This window comes from Streptomyces albus subsp. albus, assembly GCF_000725885.1.
Taxonomy (GTDB): domain Bacteria; phylum Actinomycetota; class Actinomycetes; order Streptomycetales; family Streptomycetaceae; genus Streptomyces; species Streptomyces albus.
Genome location: NZ_JODR01000001.1, coordinates 178,408 through 193,322 on the forward strand (window position 1 = coordinate 178,408; position 14,915 = coordinate 193,322).

Annotated in this window: 19 protein-coding genes; 8 read left to right on the forward strand and 11 right to left on the reverse strand. The window is 72.3% G+C overall.

What is annotated here, in order from left to right:
- Positions 1-101 precede the first annotated feature (101 nt).
- On the forward strand, positions 102-500 hold the full coding sequence (locus IO40_RS0100700; protein WP_041968384.1) for a GNAT family N-acetyltransferase: 399 nt from the start codon (positions 102-104) through the stop codon (positions 498-500).
- Positions 501-664: 164 nt separating this feature from the next.
- Here IO40_RS0100700 and IO40_RS0100705 read toward each other — a convergent pair whose 3' ends face one another.
- Positions 665-1,102, reverse strand: a complete 438-nt coding sequence (locus IO40_RS0100705) for a MarR family winged helix-turn-helix transcriptional regulator (protein ID WP_016472096.1) — start codon at positions 1,100-1,102, stop codon at positions 665-667.
- Between the two features lie 109 nt (positions 1,103-1,211).
- On the opposite strand from IO40_RS0100705, the gene IO40_RS0100710 reads away from it, so the two are divergent.
- On the forward strand, positions 1,212-2,165 hold the full coding sequence (locus IO40_RS0100710; protein WP_016472095.1) for a quinone oxidoreductase family protein: 954 nt from the start codon (positions 1,212-1,214) through the stop codon (positions 2,163-2,165).
- 503 nt (positions 2,166-2,668) lie between these two features.
- Here the strand turns inward: IO40_RS0100710 and IO40_RS0100715 are convergent.
- Positions 2,669-3,112, reverse strand: coding sequence for a YunG family protein (locus IO40_RS0100715; protein WP_225841326.1), 444 nt, complete (start codon positions 3,110-3,112; stop codon positions 2,669-2,671).
- A gap of 279 nt (positions 3,113-3,391) precedes the next feature.
- On the opposite strand from IO40_RS0100715, the gene IO40_RS38415 reads away from it, so the two are divergent.
- Positions 3,392-3,778 carry an ArsR/SmtB family transcription factor gene (locus IO40_RS38415; protein WP_234336509.1) on the forward strand — a complete coding sequence of 129 codons (387 nt, stop codon included), beginning with the start codon at positions 3,392-3,394 and terminating at the stop codon, positions 3,776-3,778.
- Between the two features lie 72 nt (positions 3,779-3,850).
- On the opposite strand, the gene IO40_RS0100725 is transcribed toward IO40_RS38415, so the two are convergent.
- Positions 3,851-4,459, reverse strand: a complete 609-nt coding sequence (locus IO40_RS0100725; RefSeq protein WP_031174635.1) for a class I SAM-dependent methyltransferase — start codon at positions 4,457-4,459, stop codon at positions 3,851-3,853.
- A 340-nt stretch (positions 4,460-4,799) separates the two neighbouring features.
- Positions 4,800-5,474, reverse strand: a complete 675-nt coding sequence (locus IO40_RS0100730; protein ID WP_031174636.1) for a helix-turn-helix domain-containing protein — start codon at positions 5,472-5,474, stop codon at positions 4,800-4,802.
- Between the two features lie 111 nt (positions 5,475-5,585).
- Between IO40_RS0100730 and def the strand changes: the two genes are divergently transcribed.
- Together def and IO40_RS0100740 are read left to right on the forward strand one after the other, a co-directional pair.
- Positions 5,586-6,251, forward strand: a complete 666-nt coding sequence (gene def, locus IO40_RS0100735; protein ID WP_031174637.1) for a peptide deformylase — start codon at positions 5,586-5,588, stop codon at positions 6,249-6,251.
- A 190-nt stretch (positions 6,252-6,441) separates the two neighbouring features.
- The gene (locus tag IO40_RS0100740) at positions 6,442-7,167 is read left to right on the forward strand and encodes a dienelactone hydrolase family protein (RefSeq protein ID WP_030406681.1); all 726 of its coding nucleotides are present in this window, start codon (positions 6,442-6,444) and stop codon (positions 7,165-7,167) included.
- A 96-nt stretch (positions 7,168-7,263) separates the two neighbouring features.
- Here IO40_RS0100740 and IO40_RS0100745 read toward each other — a convergent pair whose 3' ends face one another.
- Together IO40_RS0100745 and IO40_RS0100750 are read right to left on the reverse strand one after the other, a co-directional pair.
- Positions 7,264-7,869 (reverse strand): hypothetical protein, encoded by a 606-nt coding sequence (locus IO40_RS0100745; protein WP_031174638.1) that lies wholly within the window; start codon positions 7,867-7,869, stop codon positions 7,264-7,266.
- Between the two features lie 77 nt (positions 7,870-7,946).
- A complete protein-coding gene (locus IO40_RS0100750; protein ID WP_016472088.1) occupies positions 7,947-8,486 on the reverse strand; it encodes a hypothetical protein in 540 nt (179 codons plus the stop codon).
- A gap of 117 nt (positions 8,487-8,603) precedes the next feature.
- Here IO40_RS0100750 and IO40_RS0100755 point away from each other — a divergent pair, with 117 nt between their 5' ends.
- Positions 8,604-9,059, forward strand: a complete 456-nt coding sequence (locus IO40_RS0100755) for a MarR family winged helix-turn-helix transcriptional regulator (RefSeq protein WP_041968374.1) — start codon at positions 8,604-8,606, stop codon at positions 9,057-9,059.
- A 77-nt stretch (positions 9,060-9,136) separates the two neighbouring features.
- Here the strand turns inward: IO40_RS0100755 and dnaB are convergent, their stop codons facing one another.
- Positions 9,137-10,705, reverse strand: coding sequence for a replicative DNA helicase (gene dnaB / locus IO40_RS0100760; protein WP_016472086.1), 1,569 nt, complete (start codon positions 10,703-10,705; stop codon positions 9,137-9,139).
- 457 nt (positions 10,706-11,162) lie between these two features.
- On the opposite strand from dnaB, the gene IO40_RS0100765 reads away from it, so the two are divergent.
- A complete protein-coding gene (locus tag IO40_RS0100765) occupies positions 11,163-12,509 on the forward strand; it encodes an MATE family efflux transporter (RefSeq protein WP_031174639.1) in 1,347 nt (448 codons plus the stop codon).
- Between the two features lie 126 nt (positions 12,510-12,635).
- Here IO40_RS0100765 and rplI read toward each other — a convergent pair whose 3' ends face one another.
- From rplI to rpsF, 4 genes are all read right to left on the reverse strand, one after another.
- Positions 12,636-13,082, reverse strand: a complete 447-nt coding sequence (gene rplI, locus IO40_RS0100770) for a 50S ribosomal protein L9 (RefSeq protein WP_016472084.1) — start codon at positions 13,080-13,082, stop codon at positions 12,636-12,638.
- Positions 13,083-13,100: 18 nt separating this feature from the next.
- A complete protein-coding gene (gene rpsR, locus IO40_RS0100775) occupies positions 13,101-13,337 on the reverse strand; it encodes a 30S ribosomal protein S18 (RefSeq protein WP_003978893.1) in 237 nt (78 codons plus the stop codon).
- Positions 13,338-13,358: 21 nt separating this feature from the next.
- On the reverse strand, positions 13,359-13,922 hold the full coding sequence (locus IO40_RS0100780) for a single-stranded DNA-binding protein (protein ID WP_031174640.1): 564 nt from the start codon (positions 13,920-13,922) through the stop codon (positions 13,359-13,361).
- 103 nt (positions 13,923-14,025) lie between these two features.
- A complete protein-coding gene (gene rpsF / locus IO40_RS0100785) occupies positions 14,026-14,316 on the reverse strand; it encodes a 30S ribosomal protein S6 (RefSeq protein ID WP_016472082.1) in 291 nt (96 codons plus the stop codon).
- A gap of 265 nt (positions 14,317-14,581) precedes the next feature.
- On the opposite strand from rpsF, the gene IO40_RS0100790 reads away from it, so the two are divergent.
- Complete coding sequence (locus tag IO40_RS0100790) at positions 14,582-14,884, forward strand: hypothetical protein (protein WP_016472081.1); 303 nt, start codon at positions 14,582-14,584, stop codon at positions 14,882-14,884.
- Positions 14,885-14,915 lie beyond the last annotated feature (31 nt).

The following is a 14,915-nucleotide window of genomic DNA, read 5'->3' on the forward strand; positions in this document are numbered from 1 at the left end:
CCACCGGTGCGGCGGCGTCGGACGAACCGGCCGCCGCACCCCACACCGAGGGGTTCACCGTCCGCCGGGCCACCGCCGAGGACCTTCCCGAGATCGTCGCGATGCTCGCCGACGACCCGCTGGGCGCCACCCGCGAGAGCCCCGACGACCCGGCCCCCTACCGCGAGGCGTTCGCCCGCATCGACGCCGACCCCAACCAGCACCTCGTCGTCGCCGAACGCGACGGCCGCACGGTCGGCACCCTCCAGCTCACCGTGATCCCCGGCCTGTCCCGGCGCGGCGCCTCGCGCGCGCTGATCGAGGCCGTCCGCATCCACGCGGACGCACGCGGCTCCGGACTGGGCACGCAACTGATCACCTGGGCGATCGACGAGGCCGGGCGCCAGGGGTGCGCACTGGTGCAGCTCACCTCCGACGCCACCCGCGTCGAGGCCCACCGCTTCTACGAGCGCCTCGGCTTCGAGGCCTCGCACCTGGGCTTCAAGAAGCCCCTGACCTGAACCGGCCGGCCCGGGCGGGTCCGTTCATCGCCCCTCCGCCCCGCACCCGCTGGACCGGGGCCGGGCCTTGGGCGGGTCCGGTTCGCGGGACCGGCCCGGCAGGCCGACCTGCCGCCGGCCACCGCCCTCCCGGCCTCGGGGCAGCGCCCGGGGCCCCGGGGGGGTCACAGCCGGGCCGCGCGCTCCAGCATCGCCAGGAAGTCCGCGCGCTCCCGGGCGGTGAAGCCCTCCAACAGCGCGTCGTTGGCGCGTTCGGCGGCAGCGGCGCAGCGCGCCAGCAGCCGCTCCCCCTCGGGCGTGAGACTCACGGCGTTCTTGCGCCGGTCGGCGGGATCGGGTGCGCGCCGCACATAGCCGTCGCCCTCCAGGTCGTTGAGGATGCCGACGACGTCCTTGGGGTCGAGGGCGACGCTGCGGGCGAGTTCCGCCTGTGCGACGGGCTGGTGGTCACTGGTGGCGGCGAGCACCACGTGGTGCCACATCCGCAGTCCCTCCGCGGCCAGGGCCTCGGCCACCAGAGCGCGGCCCCGCGCGGCGGCGCGTCCCAGCAGCCAGCTCGGCAGCGTACGGATGAGGGCGGGGGCGTGCGGCGTCTCCGGCATGACAGCACCCTATCGTGAACGTTGGGGTTCCCCACGAAAAACCGTTGGCATTCCCCACGATTCGACTTACTGTTGGTTTTCCCAACGATTCGTCGATCCCGGGAGCACGATGCGCCGCGTCCGACACACCGCCGAAGCCCTCACCCTCCAGCACGTCCCCGCCCCCGCACCCGGCCCCGGCCAACTCCTGGTGCGGACCGAGGCGATCGGCGTCACCCTCCCCGCCGTCCGCGCCCTCACCCCCCGCCCCGGCCACACCGGCCCCACCCCGGACACCGCGCCCCGGCCCGTCGCCGGAGAGGTCGCGGGAACCGTCGAGGCCACCGGCCCGGACGTCACCGGATACGCCCCCGGCGACCGCGTCACCGGGCTGTGCTTCGGCGACGCCTACGCCGAACTCGCCGTGCTGGAGGTCGCGATGGCCTCACCCGTACCCCGAACCGCCACCGCGGACGAGGCCGTGGCCCTCCTGCGCGGCGGTCTCGTGGCGTACGGCGCACTGGATGCGGCACGGCCGCAGCCGGGCGAGACCGCACTGATCACCGGCGCGGCGAGCGGGGCCGGCCACCTCGCCCTCCAACTCGCGCGCCTCCGGGGCGCCGGCCGCGTCGTGGCGGCCGTCAGCGACCCCGCCGCCAAGGGGCCGTTCCTGCGCGACCTGGGCGCCGACTCGGTCATCGGCTACGACGGCCCCGACTGGCCGGCCGCCGCGCGGGAGGCCCCTGCCTACGTGCTCGACGCCGTGGGCGGCGAGCTGCTCGCCCCCGCCGTCCGCGCCCTGGCGGACGGCGGACGGCTGATCGCCTACAGCTCGGGCAGCGGCCCCCTCACCGGTCACGACCTGCTCTCGGGCGGCAAGACCGTCACCGGGTTCCAGCTCGCCCGCGTCGCCCGCGACCAGCCACACCGCTACACGGCGTGGCGCGACGAACTGTGGCGCCTCCACGCCACGGGAGAGCTACGCCCCCGGATCGCGGCCCGCATCCCCCTGGAGGACGCCGCCACCGCGCACGCGCTCCTCACGGACCGCGCCAACCTCGGCAAGGTGCTGCTCATCCCCTGACCCCGCCCGTCGCCCCTCCGGCCCCTCCGGGCCCACTGCCCCACCGGTGCCGCGGCTTCAGGGGCCCGGCCGGGGCACGGGTCCGGAATCCGGGGCCAGGCGGCCGAAGTCCGGGGAGTGTTGACGGAATTCGGCTCCCGGGCCCCCGGGGTGGGCCAAGGCCCGAGCTCACAAGCCGTCCAGCCCACAGCCGGACAGCTCGCAGGCCACAGCCACAGCTCGCAGGCGGCGGCAGACCACGACCCGCGATCCACAGACCGCACCCGTCACCTCGCAGCCCGCAACTACCGGCTCACAACTCGCGGCCACACGGCCCACGGCCAAGGGCACGGCCCACGGCCCACGGCCCACGGCCCACAGCATGGGCCAAGAGCCCCCCGGCCAGGGGAACGGGCCAGGGCGCGAACCACGGCACGCAAACCACGACACGCGAACCCCGGCAGGCGAACCACAGCCCTCACCCCACAGCCCTCACCCCACGGACCGCGGCCCCACGGCCCGTCTCAGCGGCCGAGGCGCTCCAGCACTCGGGCGCGCAGCAGGGTGTACTCCTCCGAACGCCGCAGCGGGCGGCCCACCGGGCGGGGTACGGACACCCCCTCCGTCACCACCTGGCCCTCCCGGAACTGGTCCCGGGTCAGGTCAACTTCGCGGCCACCCGGCAGCCGGTTCCACCAGTGGAAGCCCTGCCGTTCGCCGTTCAGCGCGTACACCTCGCCGCACATCAGCTCGCCGCCCAGCAGATCGTGCACCACCAGGGCCGTCACATCGCACTGTCCCCACGCGGGGTTCGCGGGGCTCCAGCCCGCGCGGGCCAGGTCGTCCGGCGAGCAGGTGTCCGCGCCCCAGGACTGGCGCAACGCCCACTCGATACGACCCAGCGCACCGTCTATCCCGCCCGATTCCCCCGCACCCGCGCCCGCGACCTCGACCGCATCCACACTCATGCCCGCAAGCATGCCCCACCCCACTGACAACGACCCCTCCTTTCCTCCGCCACCTGCCCCGCACACCGATCCGTCCGGCATGCGACCCGCATCGCGGCCACCGGTCGCGGAGGCCCCTGCGTAGCTGCCTCCCGGCGACGAGGACGGCGAGTCGCTCGGTATACCCGGGAATGTGCGTACTCGCCCGTGCCCGACCAGCCGGTGCCACGGCATCGACTGCTCGGGCACGGGCTGCCCTTCGCGGTTCACCGGACGGAGCCGCACGGTGCGGCCGGCCGCGTGGTCGGGGATCGTCCGGATGACGGCCAGCAGACCGTCCGCCGCGCCGCGCACCAGACCGATCCGCTTCGTGTGGGTGGTGGAGGCGATCAGCGTTCCGATGGCGGTGTCGTCCATGGCGGCGCGGTTGTCCACGACGGCGGGCGCCCCGCTGAGCACGTCGCGGGCCCCGGCGGCGAACCGGCGTGCACCACCTTCGCCCTCCCCGTCAGCAAGTCCACCCAGAGCGGCCACTTCAAGGTCCTCCGGGAGGCGGGCGTCATCCACCAGCGTCACGAGGGGACCCGGCGTCCGAACCGGCTGCGCCGCGACGATCTCGAAGCGCGCTTCCCCGGCCTCCTCGCCCTCGCCGTCCCCCGGGGCCGGGACGTGATCGCCGGCTGGTGACCCGGGCCGCCGCCGTCCGGGTCCCCTCGGCGGAGCGGCCCGGCGACGGTGCTCGGGGCCGAGCGTCGCGCGTCAGCGCAGGCGGCGCGCCCGCAGCACGACGTCGTGGGTGTGGTGCGTACCGGCCGGAGCGGGTGTGGTGCGCGGGCGGGTCTCGTCGACCACCACGGCCCAGTCGTCGCCGAGCAGCGGGACGAAGTCGTGCGGATGGCAGAAGTCGGCGGCGGTGAAACCGCCCTCCAGACGCTCCGGCAGCCCGTCCAGGGCGTGGAAGACGAACAGGAACGTGCCACCGGGGGCGACGGCGTCCAGCAGACCCCGCATGGCGCTGTCGCCGGACCGGCGCAGCAGCGGGAGGAAGTGCGCGGACACCAGATCGAACGCCCCGGCCGGGAGCGGCGTCTCAGCCGGATCGGCCCGCATCCAGGTCACCCGGTCGGCGACCCCCGCGGCGGCAGCGGCGGCGGCAGCGCGCTCCAGGGCCACATGGGAGATGTCCACCCCGGTGACCCGCCAGCCCTGCCGGGCCAGCCACAGAGCGTCGCCGCCCTCCCCGCACCCCACGTCCAGCGCCCGCCCCGGCGCCAGGCCGGTGATCTCGGTGACGAGCACCCCGTTGGGCTCGCCGCTGAAGAGCTGGTCGTGACCGCGGTACTTCTCGTCCCAGAACTCTGCGTCCATGTGCTGCTCACCTCGGGTCGGGGGCCAGGGGCCGGGATCGGGGGGATCACGGGCCGGGGGCCGCGCCGCCGTGGCGCAGCGCCGACGGACCACCGTGCCGCCGTGCGGTACGCGCGGTCGCCGGCTTCCGGACCGGACGGGAGGGCCCGTATGTCCCACCCTGTGACCACCTCCCGGGCACCGACAAAATTCTTTGCCGAAGCCGCAAGTGGCATGGAGGGCGGCGCAGCAGGGCCTCGACGGCCCGCGAGGACTCCCCGGACGCGGGGACAACGGGGAACACGGGGCGTCGTGGAGGCCGTGGACGCCTCGTGACCGGGAGCCGATGGGTGCGCGGCTCTCAGCCCTGTTCCCCGTCGCCTCCCTCGCGGCTCCCCTGAGCACCGGCCGCCGTACCTGACTCTGACGCACCCGTGGCACCCGTCGCGTCCATCCCGCCCGGCACGCCGCTCTCCTGGGTCTCGTGCGGAAGCAGCGGGAACAGCCGGGCGATGAGGGCCACCGGCCGGGCGCCGTCGGGCCTGGCCAGCGGACGGCTCTCCCGGTCCTGGTAGGGGGCGAGGGCCCGGCGGACGGCGTCCGCCACCCGGTGCATCTCCTCGGGGGTCAGATAGGTGATCGCGCTGAACGACTCGTCGTGACGCCACTCGGAGGGTGCCTGGTCGCGGTGGCCGAGCCACCGCTGCCAGCTCTCGTCCTCCAGGCCGCGCGCGAGATCGCCGAACGGGGCGGCCGGCGGCGCGTCCGTGGTCGCGGTCCGCCGTCGCAGCCGCCACGGCCGAGCCCGGCCCCCGCCGTGCGGGGCCTCCTCGACGAGTCCGTGACGTGCGAGCTGACGGAAGTGGAACGAGCACAGGCCGGAGCTGTGGCCCAGCCGCGCGGCTGCTTCCGTCGCCGTGGCGGTGCCGACCTCCGCGAGGAGTTCCAGCAGGGCCGTACGCACCTCGTGCTCGGGCAGTCCGCCGTCGGCACCGGGTGTCGGGCGGGGTGCGGGGGCGAGGTCGTCTTCAGTCACTTTGCAAAGTCTGCTACTTTGCAAAGCGCTCGGCAAGTGGCAGCACGAGGAACACCCGGCGGCGGTGGCATCCGTACGCCCCGGACGGTGTGCGCAGAAGAGGAGACAGCAATGGCTGTTGACGGTGAACGGTCCCGGTTCGTCGCCCGGCAGGTCCACGTCCAGGGGCGGCCCGTCGACTCCTTCCCCGACCTGCCGCCCGAGGCGGAACGGGGCTCTCCGCGCCGCATCACCGAGGTCGGCGAGGAGGTCCTCAGCCGGCCCTGCCGCGAGGTGACGGCGTTCGGCACCTCCGAGCTGTCCTCGCTGATCGACGACATGTTCCTGACTATGTACATCGCCGACGGAGCCGGTCTCGCCGCCAACCAAGTGGGCGTCGACCTGCGGCTGTTCGTCTACGACTGCCCCGACGACGAAGGGAACCGGCACGTCGGCCACCTCATCAATCCCGTCCTGGAACTGCCCGACGCCGGCAGCCGCAGGCTCATCGACGACTACGAGGGCTGCCTGTCCGTGCCCGGCGCGGCCATGCCGCTCCCCCGTACGGACCGGGCCGTCGCCCGCGGCTTCGACAAGGACGGCAATCCCCTGGTGATCGAAGGGACCGGCTATTTCGCCCGGTGCCTGCAACACGAGACCGACCACCTCTTCGGCCACCTCTACCTGGACCGGCTCTCCAAGCGGGACCGCAAGGAAGCCCTGCGCCAGAGCGAGGCCCGCCGCGAGGGGGTCTTCGCCCGGCGCGCGAGGAAGACCGCCGAACTGGGACACGGCTGAGCCCGCCACGGCCTGCCCGCCCTGCCCGCCTTGCCCGCCCGGACAGCAGGTTTCACGTGAAACAGCGCCCCGACAGCTCCGTTCCACCGGCGCGGCCCGCAACTCCCGCCCACGGGCCCGCGTCCGGCGCCGTTCCGCTCATGGTGAAGCCCGCCCGCACCGGGCCCCGCCCTCACTACAGTCCCACCGCATGACGACGGTCACCACACGCACGGTCACATACCCGGCGGACGGCCTCACGATGGTCGGGCACCTCGCGCTCCCCGCAGGCGACGGCCGCCGGCCCGCGGTCCTCATCGGCCCCGAGGGGCCGGGCCTCAACGACTTCCAGCGCCGCCGGGCCGACGCCCTCGCCGAACTCGGCTACGTGGCGCTGGCCTTCGACCTCCACGGCGGGCGCTGGTTCACCGACCCGGAGGAGATGCTGGCGCGCGTCACTCCCTTGCTCGCCGACCCCGACCGGATGCGGGAGATCGGCCATGCGGCACTCGACGTGGTACGGGCCGAGCCGCGGACCGACCCGGCGCGGATCGCCGCCATCGGCTACGGCACCGGGGGCGCCATCGCGCTGGAACTGGGCCGCGACGGTGCCGACCTGCGGGCGATCGGGACGGTCAACGCACTCACCACGGGCCGGCCGGGCGAGGCGGCGCGCATCCGCTGCCCCGTGTGGGCGGGGGTCGGTTCGGAGGACCCGATCATGCCGCCCGCGCAGCGGGACGCGTTCGCCGCCGAGATGCAGGCCGCGGGCGTGGACTGGCGCCTCGTGGTCTACGGCGGGGCCCTGCACGCCTTCCACCACCCGCCGGTCGATCAGAACGTGGTGCCCGGCGTCGGCCACCACCCGAAGCACGCCCGGCGCGCCTGGCAGGACATCGTCGCCCTGCTCACCGAGTGCCTGCCCGTGACGGAGTGACCCGGAGCATCGGGACGGCCCCATTCCCTCCCCGGAGCGGGGGCGGCGGGACCGGGCCGCGGTGACCACCTCGGCCGGTGTCCCCGAGATGCTCTCTCACGAGCGTGGGCCGTGGCCGGCGGTGGCGGCGGGGGGACGGACCTCCAGCACGACCGCCGTACCGGCCACGGTCCGGTCCTCGTGCATGCTGATCCGCTGACCGGTTTCGACGTGCCGCCAGTGGGACGGTGTGAGAGGCAGGAGGCGAACGGTGGCCCGGCCGCCGGGTTCCAGGAAGGGCAGGTCCTCGATCCAGAGCCCGGCGATGCTCACCGCGGCACCGCCGGTGGGCGAGAGGTTCCCGATGTCCCACATGGGCCGCAGGACACCGTGACCGGGGATCGGTGTCCGGCGGCGGGCTTCTGCGGCCGGGCGGAGCGTCAGGTCCGCGCGGACCATCCCGTTGCGGATCTCGGAGGACCGCCAGCGGCACCACGCCGCACTCCGCTCAAGACGGAGCTGCTCGGCCGCCTCGGCCAGCTGCTCCCAGAACGACAAGGGCAGTGGATGCCCGTCCCCGAGCTCCTCGAGCAGGTTCAGGGCGATCTGCCATTCGTCGCGGACGAGGTGGTCCCGGACGTCCCGCACCGTGAGGTCGTTCTCGGTGGCGCTCTCTTCCGGGACCAGGAGAGAAGCCGATTCGAGCAGTTCGGTGACGTCCATGGGCTGATTGTCGAGGTCGTGGCCGGGGCGCGTCGCCACCCGGGAGGGAGGGGCGCCCGCCGGCCGGCCGGCAGTGCTCAGCGGGCGAAGCGGCGGGCGATGCCCAGCGCGCTGAAGTCGACGGTGGCGCCCACCATACGGGCACGGATGAGCACGCCGACGGTCCGCACGGCGATCATCGCCAGGACCATCAGGACGAAGGCGGTGCCGTAGGTCTCGGGCGCGACCTGGTGCTCGGCCGAGAAGGTCGCGAGCGAGTGGGTGAACCAGTGGGTGGAGCCGTAGGCGAAGCCCATGCGCAGGGCCATCGCGGCCGTCCACAGTGCGGCGTAGGGCCAGCCCGCGACGGTGACCAGGCGGGAGTCGTCCGGGTCGCGGCGGACCTGGATGAGGGCGATCGAGGCCAGCCCGAACAGCAGGCCGACCGCGAGCCCGGCCGCCTCGATCAGGTGGGCCGTGGTTCCGGAGGGGATCTCCTTCAGGTACTTGAAGCCGACACCCGCCACGATCCCGACGGGCAGGAGCAGCCGCCTGGCGTCCGGACGCCGTGTGCCGAGCTGGGTGGCGAGGATCGCGATGAACAGGCCGGTGTAGAGCAGGTAGTCGCCAAGGCTCACGGTGTCTCTCCAGTGGGGTCGGGCTCGCCGTTTACATCTCCGATGATGTATCTCTAGAGATTGATCTGTCAAGATGCATATATTGGAGATGCATCGCAGGAGATGTAAATTGAGGGGATGGAGATGAGCGACCTGTATCAGCTCGGCCGCCGACTGGCCGAGATCGCCCTCGACGGCATGGGCGCCGACGCACCCGATCTCGCCCCCGGCGAGTTCCTGGTCCTCCAGGACCTCTTTCTGAACGGCCGCAGCTCCGTGGGCGACATCGCCAAACGCACGGGCCTGGCCCAAAGCCGCGTCTCCACCAGCGTGCGGTCCCTGGTCGGCCGCAACTGGGTCATCACCGCGGCCGACCCCGCAGACAAGCGCAAAACGCTGGTCGACGTCACCGAACCCATCCGCGCCGCAGGCCAGCAGCGCCGGGCCGGACGCGCCGACAAGACCCTGACCGACGCCCTGACCGAGGCGGACGACAGCGAGCGGGCCGCCCTCATCACGGCGCTCGAACGCCTCCACCAACTCCTCGTCGCCGGCCGCACCCATCGGCGCTTCCCGGACACGGTCAAGCGCTGAACCGCCGGGTGTCCCCCGTCAGCACCGCACCGGCCATGCCCCCGTGAGGGACCGAGAAGGGTCCTCAGATCCGTCCCTCAGGTCTGGGCCATGTCCACGAAGCGGGAGTAGTGGCCCTGGAAGGCGACGGTGATGGTGGCCGTGGGGCCGTTGCGGTGCTTGGCGACGATCAGGTCGGCCTCGCCCGCGCGCGGGGACTCCTTCTCGTAGGCGTCCTCGCGGTGCAGCAGGATCACCATGTCGGCGTCCTGCTCGATGGAACCGGACTCGCGCAGGTCGGAGACCATCGGCTTCTTGTCCGTGCGCTGTTCGGGGCCACGGTTGAGCTGGGAGAGGGCGATCACGGGGACCTCAAGCTCCTTGGCCAGGAGCTTGAGGTTCCGGGACATCTCGGAGACCTCCTGCTGGCGGCTCTCGGGGCGCCGTGAGCCGCCCGTCTGCATCAGCTGGAGGTAGTCGATGACGATCATCCGCAGGTCGTTGCGCTGCTTGAGGCGCCGGCACTTGGCGCGGATCTCCATCATCGACAGGTTGGGCGAGTCGTCGATGTAGAGCGGCGCGTCGGTGACCGCGGGCATCTGCCGGGCGAGCCGCGTCCAGTCCTCGTCGGTCATGGAACCGGACCGCATGTGGTGGAGCGCCACCCGCGCCTCGGCGGAGAGCAGCCGCATCGCGATCTCGTTCCGCCCCATCTCCAGCGAGAAGATCACGCTCGGCAGGGCGTGCTTGATGGAGCAGGCCCGGGCGAAGTCGAGGGCCAGGGTGCTCTTGCCCATGGCCGGGCGGGCCGCGATGACGATCATCTGGCCGGGGTGGAGGCCGTTGGTGAGGGAGTCGAGGTCGGTGAAGCCGGTGGGGACACCGGTCATCTGGCCGCTGCGCGAGCCGATGGCCTCGATCTCGTCGAGGGCGCCCTCCATGATGTCGGCGAGGGGGAGGTAGTCCTCGGTGGTGCGCTGCTCGGTGACGGCGTAGATCTCGGCCTGGGCGTTGTTGACGATGTCGTCCACGTCGCCGTCGGCGGCATAACCCATCTGGGTGATACGGGTGCCGGCCTCGACGAGACGGCGCAGCACAGCCCGTTCGCGGACGATCTCCGCGTAGTAGAGGGCGTTGGCCGCGGTGGGGACGGCCTGGACGAGGGACTGGACGTAGCCGGGGCCGCCGACGCGGGCGATCTCGCCGCGGCGGGTGAGTTCGGCGGTGACGGTGATGGGGTCGGCGGGCTCGCCCTTGGCGTACAGGTCGAGGATCGCCTGGTAGACCGTTTCGTGGGCGGGGCGGTAGAAGTCCTGGCCCTTGAGCGTCTCGACGACGTCGGCGATGGCGTCCTTGGACAGCAGCATGCCGCCGAGGACGGACTTCTCGGCCTCCAGATCCTGCGGGGGCACCCGTTCGAAGCCGTTGGAGGGGCTCTCCGCACCGCGTTCGTGCTGTTCGGGGAGGGCGGCTCTGTCTCCCGTGCGGCTGCCGGGGCGGGGGCCGCGGGAGCCGGCGCCGTTGGCGTAGCCACCGCTTCCGTTGCCGTACTGGGCGCGGGGGGCGGGCTCGTGGGCGACGGGGAAGCCGTCCTCGGGGGGCAGGCCCGCGGCCCAGGCCTCGTCGGCGGGGTCGATGTGGTCGACGTGGTCGGGCTGCTGCGTCATCCGCTGCCTCCTCCCACGGCTCCGTCGTACGGCACAGTCTTACGGCACAGCACTGACAAAGGCTGGCAGTCGTCTGGCCCTGTTCCGGGTTACGGCGCGTCGGTACGGCAGTGAAGAACCGGGGAACGGCGGGCAGGCGCTGGTACACCGTAGGGGGCTCGGGCGGTTCAGCCAATCACCTTATCCACAGGGTGGTGTGGACAGTCGCCCCCATCCTGTGGAGAAGCTGCCGAAAGCTGTGCACGATCCGGGGGACAGCGCTGTGGATTACTCGCGACGACCCCTCGCCCACCCACTCTGACCTGCATATTCGCCATCCACCGGCTGTGCGGGGAAAAAACTTCCCCACCATCCTCCCCGGAGGGTCACCCTGGGTGTACGAGCCTGTCCTGTACGACGTACGGTAAGCACCCCTCGCCCCTTGCGCTCATTACCTGTGGATGTTTGGATCGAACCTATGAGCTCCGCTTCCCCGACCGGGCGCACCGATGTGCGGCGCCACGACCGCGAGATCATCGCGCTCGCCCTCCCGGCCTTCGGCGCGCTCGTCGCGGAACCCCTCTTCGTGATGGTCGACAGCGCCATCGTCGGACACCTGGGCACCCCGCAGCTCGCCGGTCTCGGCGTCGCGGCGGCCCTCCTCCAGACCGGCGTCAACATCTTCGTCTTCCTCGCCTACGCGACCACCGCCGCCGTGGCCCGCCGGCTGGGCGCCGACGATCTGCCGGCCGCCCTGCGGCAGGGCATGGACGGCGTCTGGCTCGCCCTGCTGCTGGGCCTGGCCGTGATCGCCGTCGCGGTGCCGACCGCGCCCTGGCTCATCGACGCCTTCGGCGCCTCCGCGACGGCCGCCCCGTACGGCACCACCTATCTGCGGGTCAGCGCCCTCGGCATCCCCGCCATGCTCATCGTGCTGGCGGCCACCGGAGTGCTGCGCGGACTCCAGGACACCAAGACGCCGCTGTACGTGGCCGTCGGCGGCTTCAGCGCGAACGCGGCACTCAACGCACTCCTCGTCTACGGCGCCGGACTGGGCATCGCCGGCTCCGCGTGGGGCACCGTGATCGCCCAGTGGGGCATGGCGGCCGTCTATCTGACGGTCGTGATCCGCGGCGCCCGCCGCCACGGCGCCTCCCTGCGGCCCGACCTCGCCGGTATCCGCGCCAGCGGCCGGGCCGGAGTGCCCCTGCTGATCCGTACGCTCTCGCTGCGTGCCGTGCTGATGATCGCGACGGCGGTGGCCGCCCGGCTCGGCGACGCGGACATCGCCGCCCACCAGATCACCCTCACCCTGTGGTCCCTGCTGGCGTTCGCGCTGGACGCCATCGCCATCGCGGGACAGGCCATCATCGGCCGCTATCTGGGCGCCTCGGACGCGGCGGGCGCCCGGGCGGCCTGCCGCCGGATGGTGCAGTGGGGGGTGCTCTCCGGTGTGGTGCTGGGACTGCTGGTCGCTCTGGTCAGACCGCTGTTCATGCCGCTGTTCACCACCGACGCCGACGTCATCCACCAGCTCACGCCGGTGCTGCTGGTGGTGGCCGTCACCCAGCCCGTCGCCGGGGTCGTCTTCGTGCTGGACGGGGTGCTGATGGGCGCCGGCGACGGCCCGTACCTGGCCGGCGCCATGCTGGTCACCCTCGCCGTCTTCGCCCCCGTCGCACTGCTGGTCCCCGTCTTCGGCGGCGGACTGACCGCCCTGTGGTGGACCGTCGCCGGCGTGATGATGGGCACCCGACTGATCACCCTGGCGCTCCGGGCCCGCTCCGGGCGGTGGGCCGTGACGGGCGCGGTCCGCGCCCGGTGACGCCCGAGCCGGAAGCGGTGCCCGCCCCACCGGGGGCGGCCATCGCCCGGGAAGGGGCTCGCGGACGACGAAGAAGGGCGCACCCGCAAGGGGTGCGCCCTCCTGTGTGAACCGTACCGACGCGCGTCAGGCGGCGGCGACGTTCACCTCGACCGTCGCGGCCACATCGGCGTGCAGCCGGATGGTGACCTGGTGGGCGCCCAGCGACTTGATGGGCGAACCCACCTCGATGCGGCGCTTGTCCACGTCGGGGCCACCGGACGCCTTGATCGCGTCGGCGACGTCCGCCGGGGTGACGGAGCCGAAGAGGCGGCCCTGGTCGCCGGCGCGCACCTTCAGGCCGACGTTCAGGCCCTCGAGCTGGGTCTTGATCTCGTTGGCCTGCTCGATCGTCGCGATCTCGCGGATCTTGCGGGCGCGGCGGATCTGCTCGACGTCCTTCTCGCCGCCCTTGGTCCAGCGGATGGCGTAGCCGCGCGGGACCAGGTAGTTGCGGGCGTAGCCGTCCTTCACCTCGACGACGTCACCGGCGGCACCGAGGCCGGAGACCTCGTTGGTCAGGATGATCTTCATGCTGTGGTCACCCTTCCCTTATCGCGCGGTGGAGGTGTAGGGCAGCAGCGCCATCTCACGGCTGTTCTTCACGGCCGTGGCGACGTCGCGCTGGTGCTGGGTGCAGTTGCCGGTGACCCGGCGGGCACGGATCTTGCCGCGGTCGGAGATGAACTTCCGCAGCAGGTTCGTGTCCTTGTAGTCGACGTAGGAGATCTTCTCCTTGCAGAACACGCAAACCTTCTTCTTCGGCTTGCGAGCAGGCGGCTTCGCCATTGTCTACTCCTATGAGTTCGCTCAGAAGGGTGGCTCGTCCGAGTAGCCGCCACCGTTGCCGCCGGGGCCGCCGCCCCAGCCGCCGCCACCGCCCTGGCCGCCACCGGCCGGGGCACCCGTGGCCCACGGGTCGCCCGCGGGAGCGCCGCCCTGGGAACCGCCGGGGCCGCCGCCCCAGCCGCCACCGCCGCCGAAGCCGCCGCCGCCCTGGCCACCGCGACCGCTGGTCTTGGTGACCTTGGCCGTGGCGTTGCGGAGGCTGGCGCCGACCTCGTCGACGTCCAGCTCGTAGACCGTGCGCTTGATGCCCTCGCGGTCCTCGTAGGAACGCTGCCGAAGACGGCCCTGCACGATGACGCGGGTGCCCTTGGTGAGGGACTCGGCGACGTTCTCAGCCGCCTGTCGCCAGACCGAGCAGGTCAGGAACAGGCTCTCGCCGTCCTTCCACTCGTTGGTCTGCCGGTCGAAGGTGCGGGGGGTGGACGCGACGCGGAACTTCGCGACCGCCGCTCCGGAGGGGGTGAAGCGCAGCTCGGGGTCGTCGACGAGATTGCCGACGACCGTGATGACGGTCTCGCCTGCCATGGGGGAACCTCTCGGCGTGCTGCTGGCTGCTGTGGTGCTCGGGTGCTGCGTGCTCGATGACGCTGCGGTGTGGCGTGATGCCGGTGCTACTCGGGGGTCGGCCTCAGTGGGTCGACGGGCGCAGGACCTTGGTCCGCAGGACGGACTCGTTCAGGTTCATCTGCCGGTCGAGCTCCTTGACCACAGCAGGCTCGGCCTGGAGGTCGATGACCGAGTAGATGCCCTCGGGCTTCTTGTTGATCTCGTAGGAGAGACGACGACGGCCCCAGGTGTCGACCTTCTCGACCTTCCCGTTGCCCTCGCGGACGACGGAAAGGAAGCTCTCGATCAGGGGGGAGACAGCGCGCTCCTCCAGATCGGGGTCGAGGATGACCATCACCTCGTAGTGACGCATGTGGAACCCACCTCCTCTGGACTCGGCGGCCACGGTCGTTCCGTGGCAGGAGGGTCGTGATGCGTGGTCCGTGCCCGGACGCGGCCGGGAGCGTTCCCGGGGCGGGGCACAGAAGGGACAGCGTACCCGGCCGCTGCCTTCCGGTTGAAATCCGGGGTGGTTCCGGCGCAATCTGGACACGTCAGGTGTGAGCGGCGTTACAGTTCCGCCCCGCCTGAGCAGGAACCCGGAACGAGGAGCCCGGAACTCTTCCAGGAGGTGCCGTATGGCTCAGGCAGTCCGCTGGAACAATCCTCTGTCCTATCTGAACTCCGACGGCAGGCGGCATCCTGTCGAGAACTCGTTCGCGACCGTCACGCTGGTGCTGGGCGTCATCGCCGTGGTGTGCGCATGGTGGCAGGGCCTGCACGTACTGGGGTCGGTGGTCGGGCTGGCCGGTGTGCTCACCGGGGCCTGGGGCCAGTACATCTCGGCGACCACCGGTGAACGGTTCGTCACGATCATCGGTCTGGGCGCCGCGGGTGCCGGCTTCTACATCAACATGATGCACGGCGGTTTTCTGATCTAGCCGCGCCCCGCGGGCCACCGGGCGACAGGGC

Bases quoted from the DNA above. Each gene is read 5' to 3' on its own strand.
- IO40_RS0100700 (WP_041968384.1), top strand. From the start codon at position 102: ATGCTCGCCGACGACCCGCTGGGCGCCACCCGCGAGAGCCCCGACGAC.
- IO40_RS0100705 (WP_016472096.1), bottom strand. From the start codon at position 1,102: ATGCCGGAGACGCCGCACGCCCCCGCCCTCATCCGTACGCTGCCGAGC.
- IO40_RS0100710 (WP_016472095.1), top strand. From the start codon at position 1,212: ATGCGCCGCGTCCGACACACCGCCGAAGCCCTCACCCTCCAGCACGTC.
- IO40_RS0100715 (WP_225841326.1), bottom strand. From the start codon at position 3,112: ATGAGTGTGGATGCGGTCGAGGTCGCGGGCGCGGGTGCGGGGGAATCG.
- IO40_RS0100725 (WP_031174635.1), bottom strand. From the start codon at position 4,459: ATGGACGCAGAGTTCTGGGACGAGAAGTACCGCGGTCACGACCAGCTC.
- def (WP_031174637.1), top strand. From the start codon at position 5,586: ATGGCTGTTGACGGTGAACGGTCCCGGTTCGTCGCCCGGCAGGTCCAC.
- IO40_RS0100740 (WP_030406681.1), top strand. From the start codon at position 6,442: ATGACGACGGTCACCACACGCACGGTCACATACCCGGCGGACGGCCTC.
- IO40_RS0100745 (WP_031174638.1), bottom strand. From the start codon at position 7,869: ATGGACGTCACCGAACTGCTCGAATCGGCTTCTCTCCTGGTCCCGGAA.
- IO40_RS0100755 (WP_041968374.1), top strand. From the start codon at position 8,604: ATGGAGATGAGCGACCTGTATCAGCTCGGCCGCCGACTGGCCGAGATC.
- dnaB (WP_016472086.1), bottom strand. From the start codon at position 10,705: ATGACGCAGCAGCCCGACCACGTCGACCACATCGACCCCGCCGACGAG.
- IO40_RS0100765 (WP_031174639.1), top strand. From the start codon at position 11,163: ATGAGCTCCGCTTCCCCGACCGGGCGCACCGATGTGCGGCGCCACGAC.
- rplI (WP_016472084.1), bottom strand. From the start codon at position 13,082: ATGAAGATCATCCTGACCAACGAGGTCTCCGGCCTCGGTGCCGCCGGT.
- rpsR (WP_003978893.1), bottom strand. From the start codon at position 13,337: ATGGCGAAGCCGCCTGCTCGCAAGCCGAAGAAGAAGGTTTGCGTGTTC.
- IO40_RS0100780 (WP_031174640.1), bottom strand. From the start codon at position 13,922: ATGGCAGGCGAGACCGTCATCACGGTCGTCGGCAATCTCGTCGACGAC.
- rpsF (WP_016472082.1), bottom strand. From the start codon at position 14,316: ATGCGTCACTACGAGGTGATGGTCATCCTCGACCCCGATCTGGAGGAG.
- IO40_RS0100790 (WP_016472081.1), top strand. From the start codon at position 14,582: ATGGCTCAGGCAGTCCGCTGGAACAATCCTCTGTCCTATCTGAACTCC.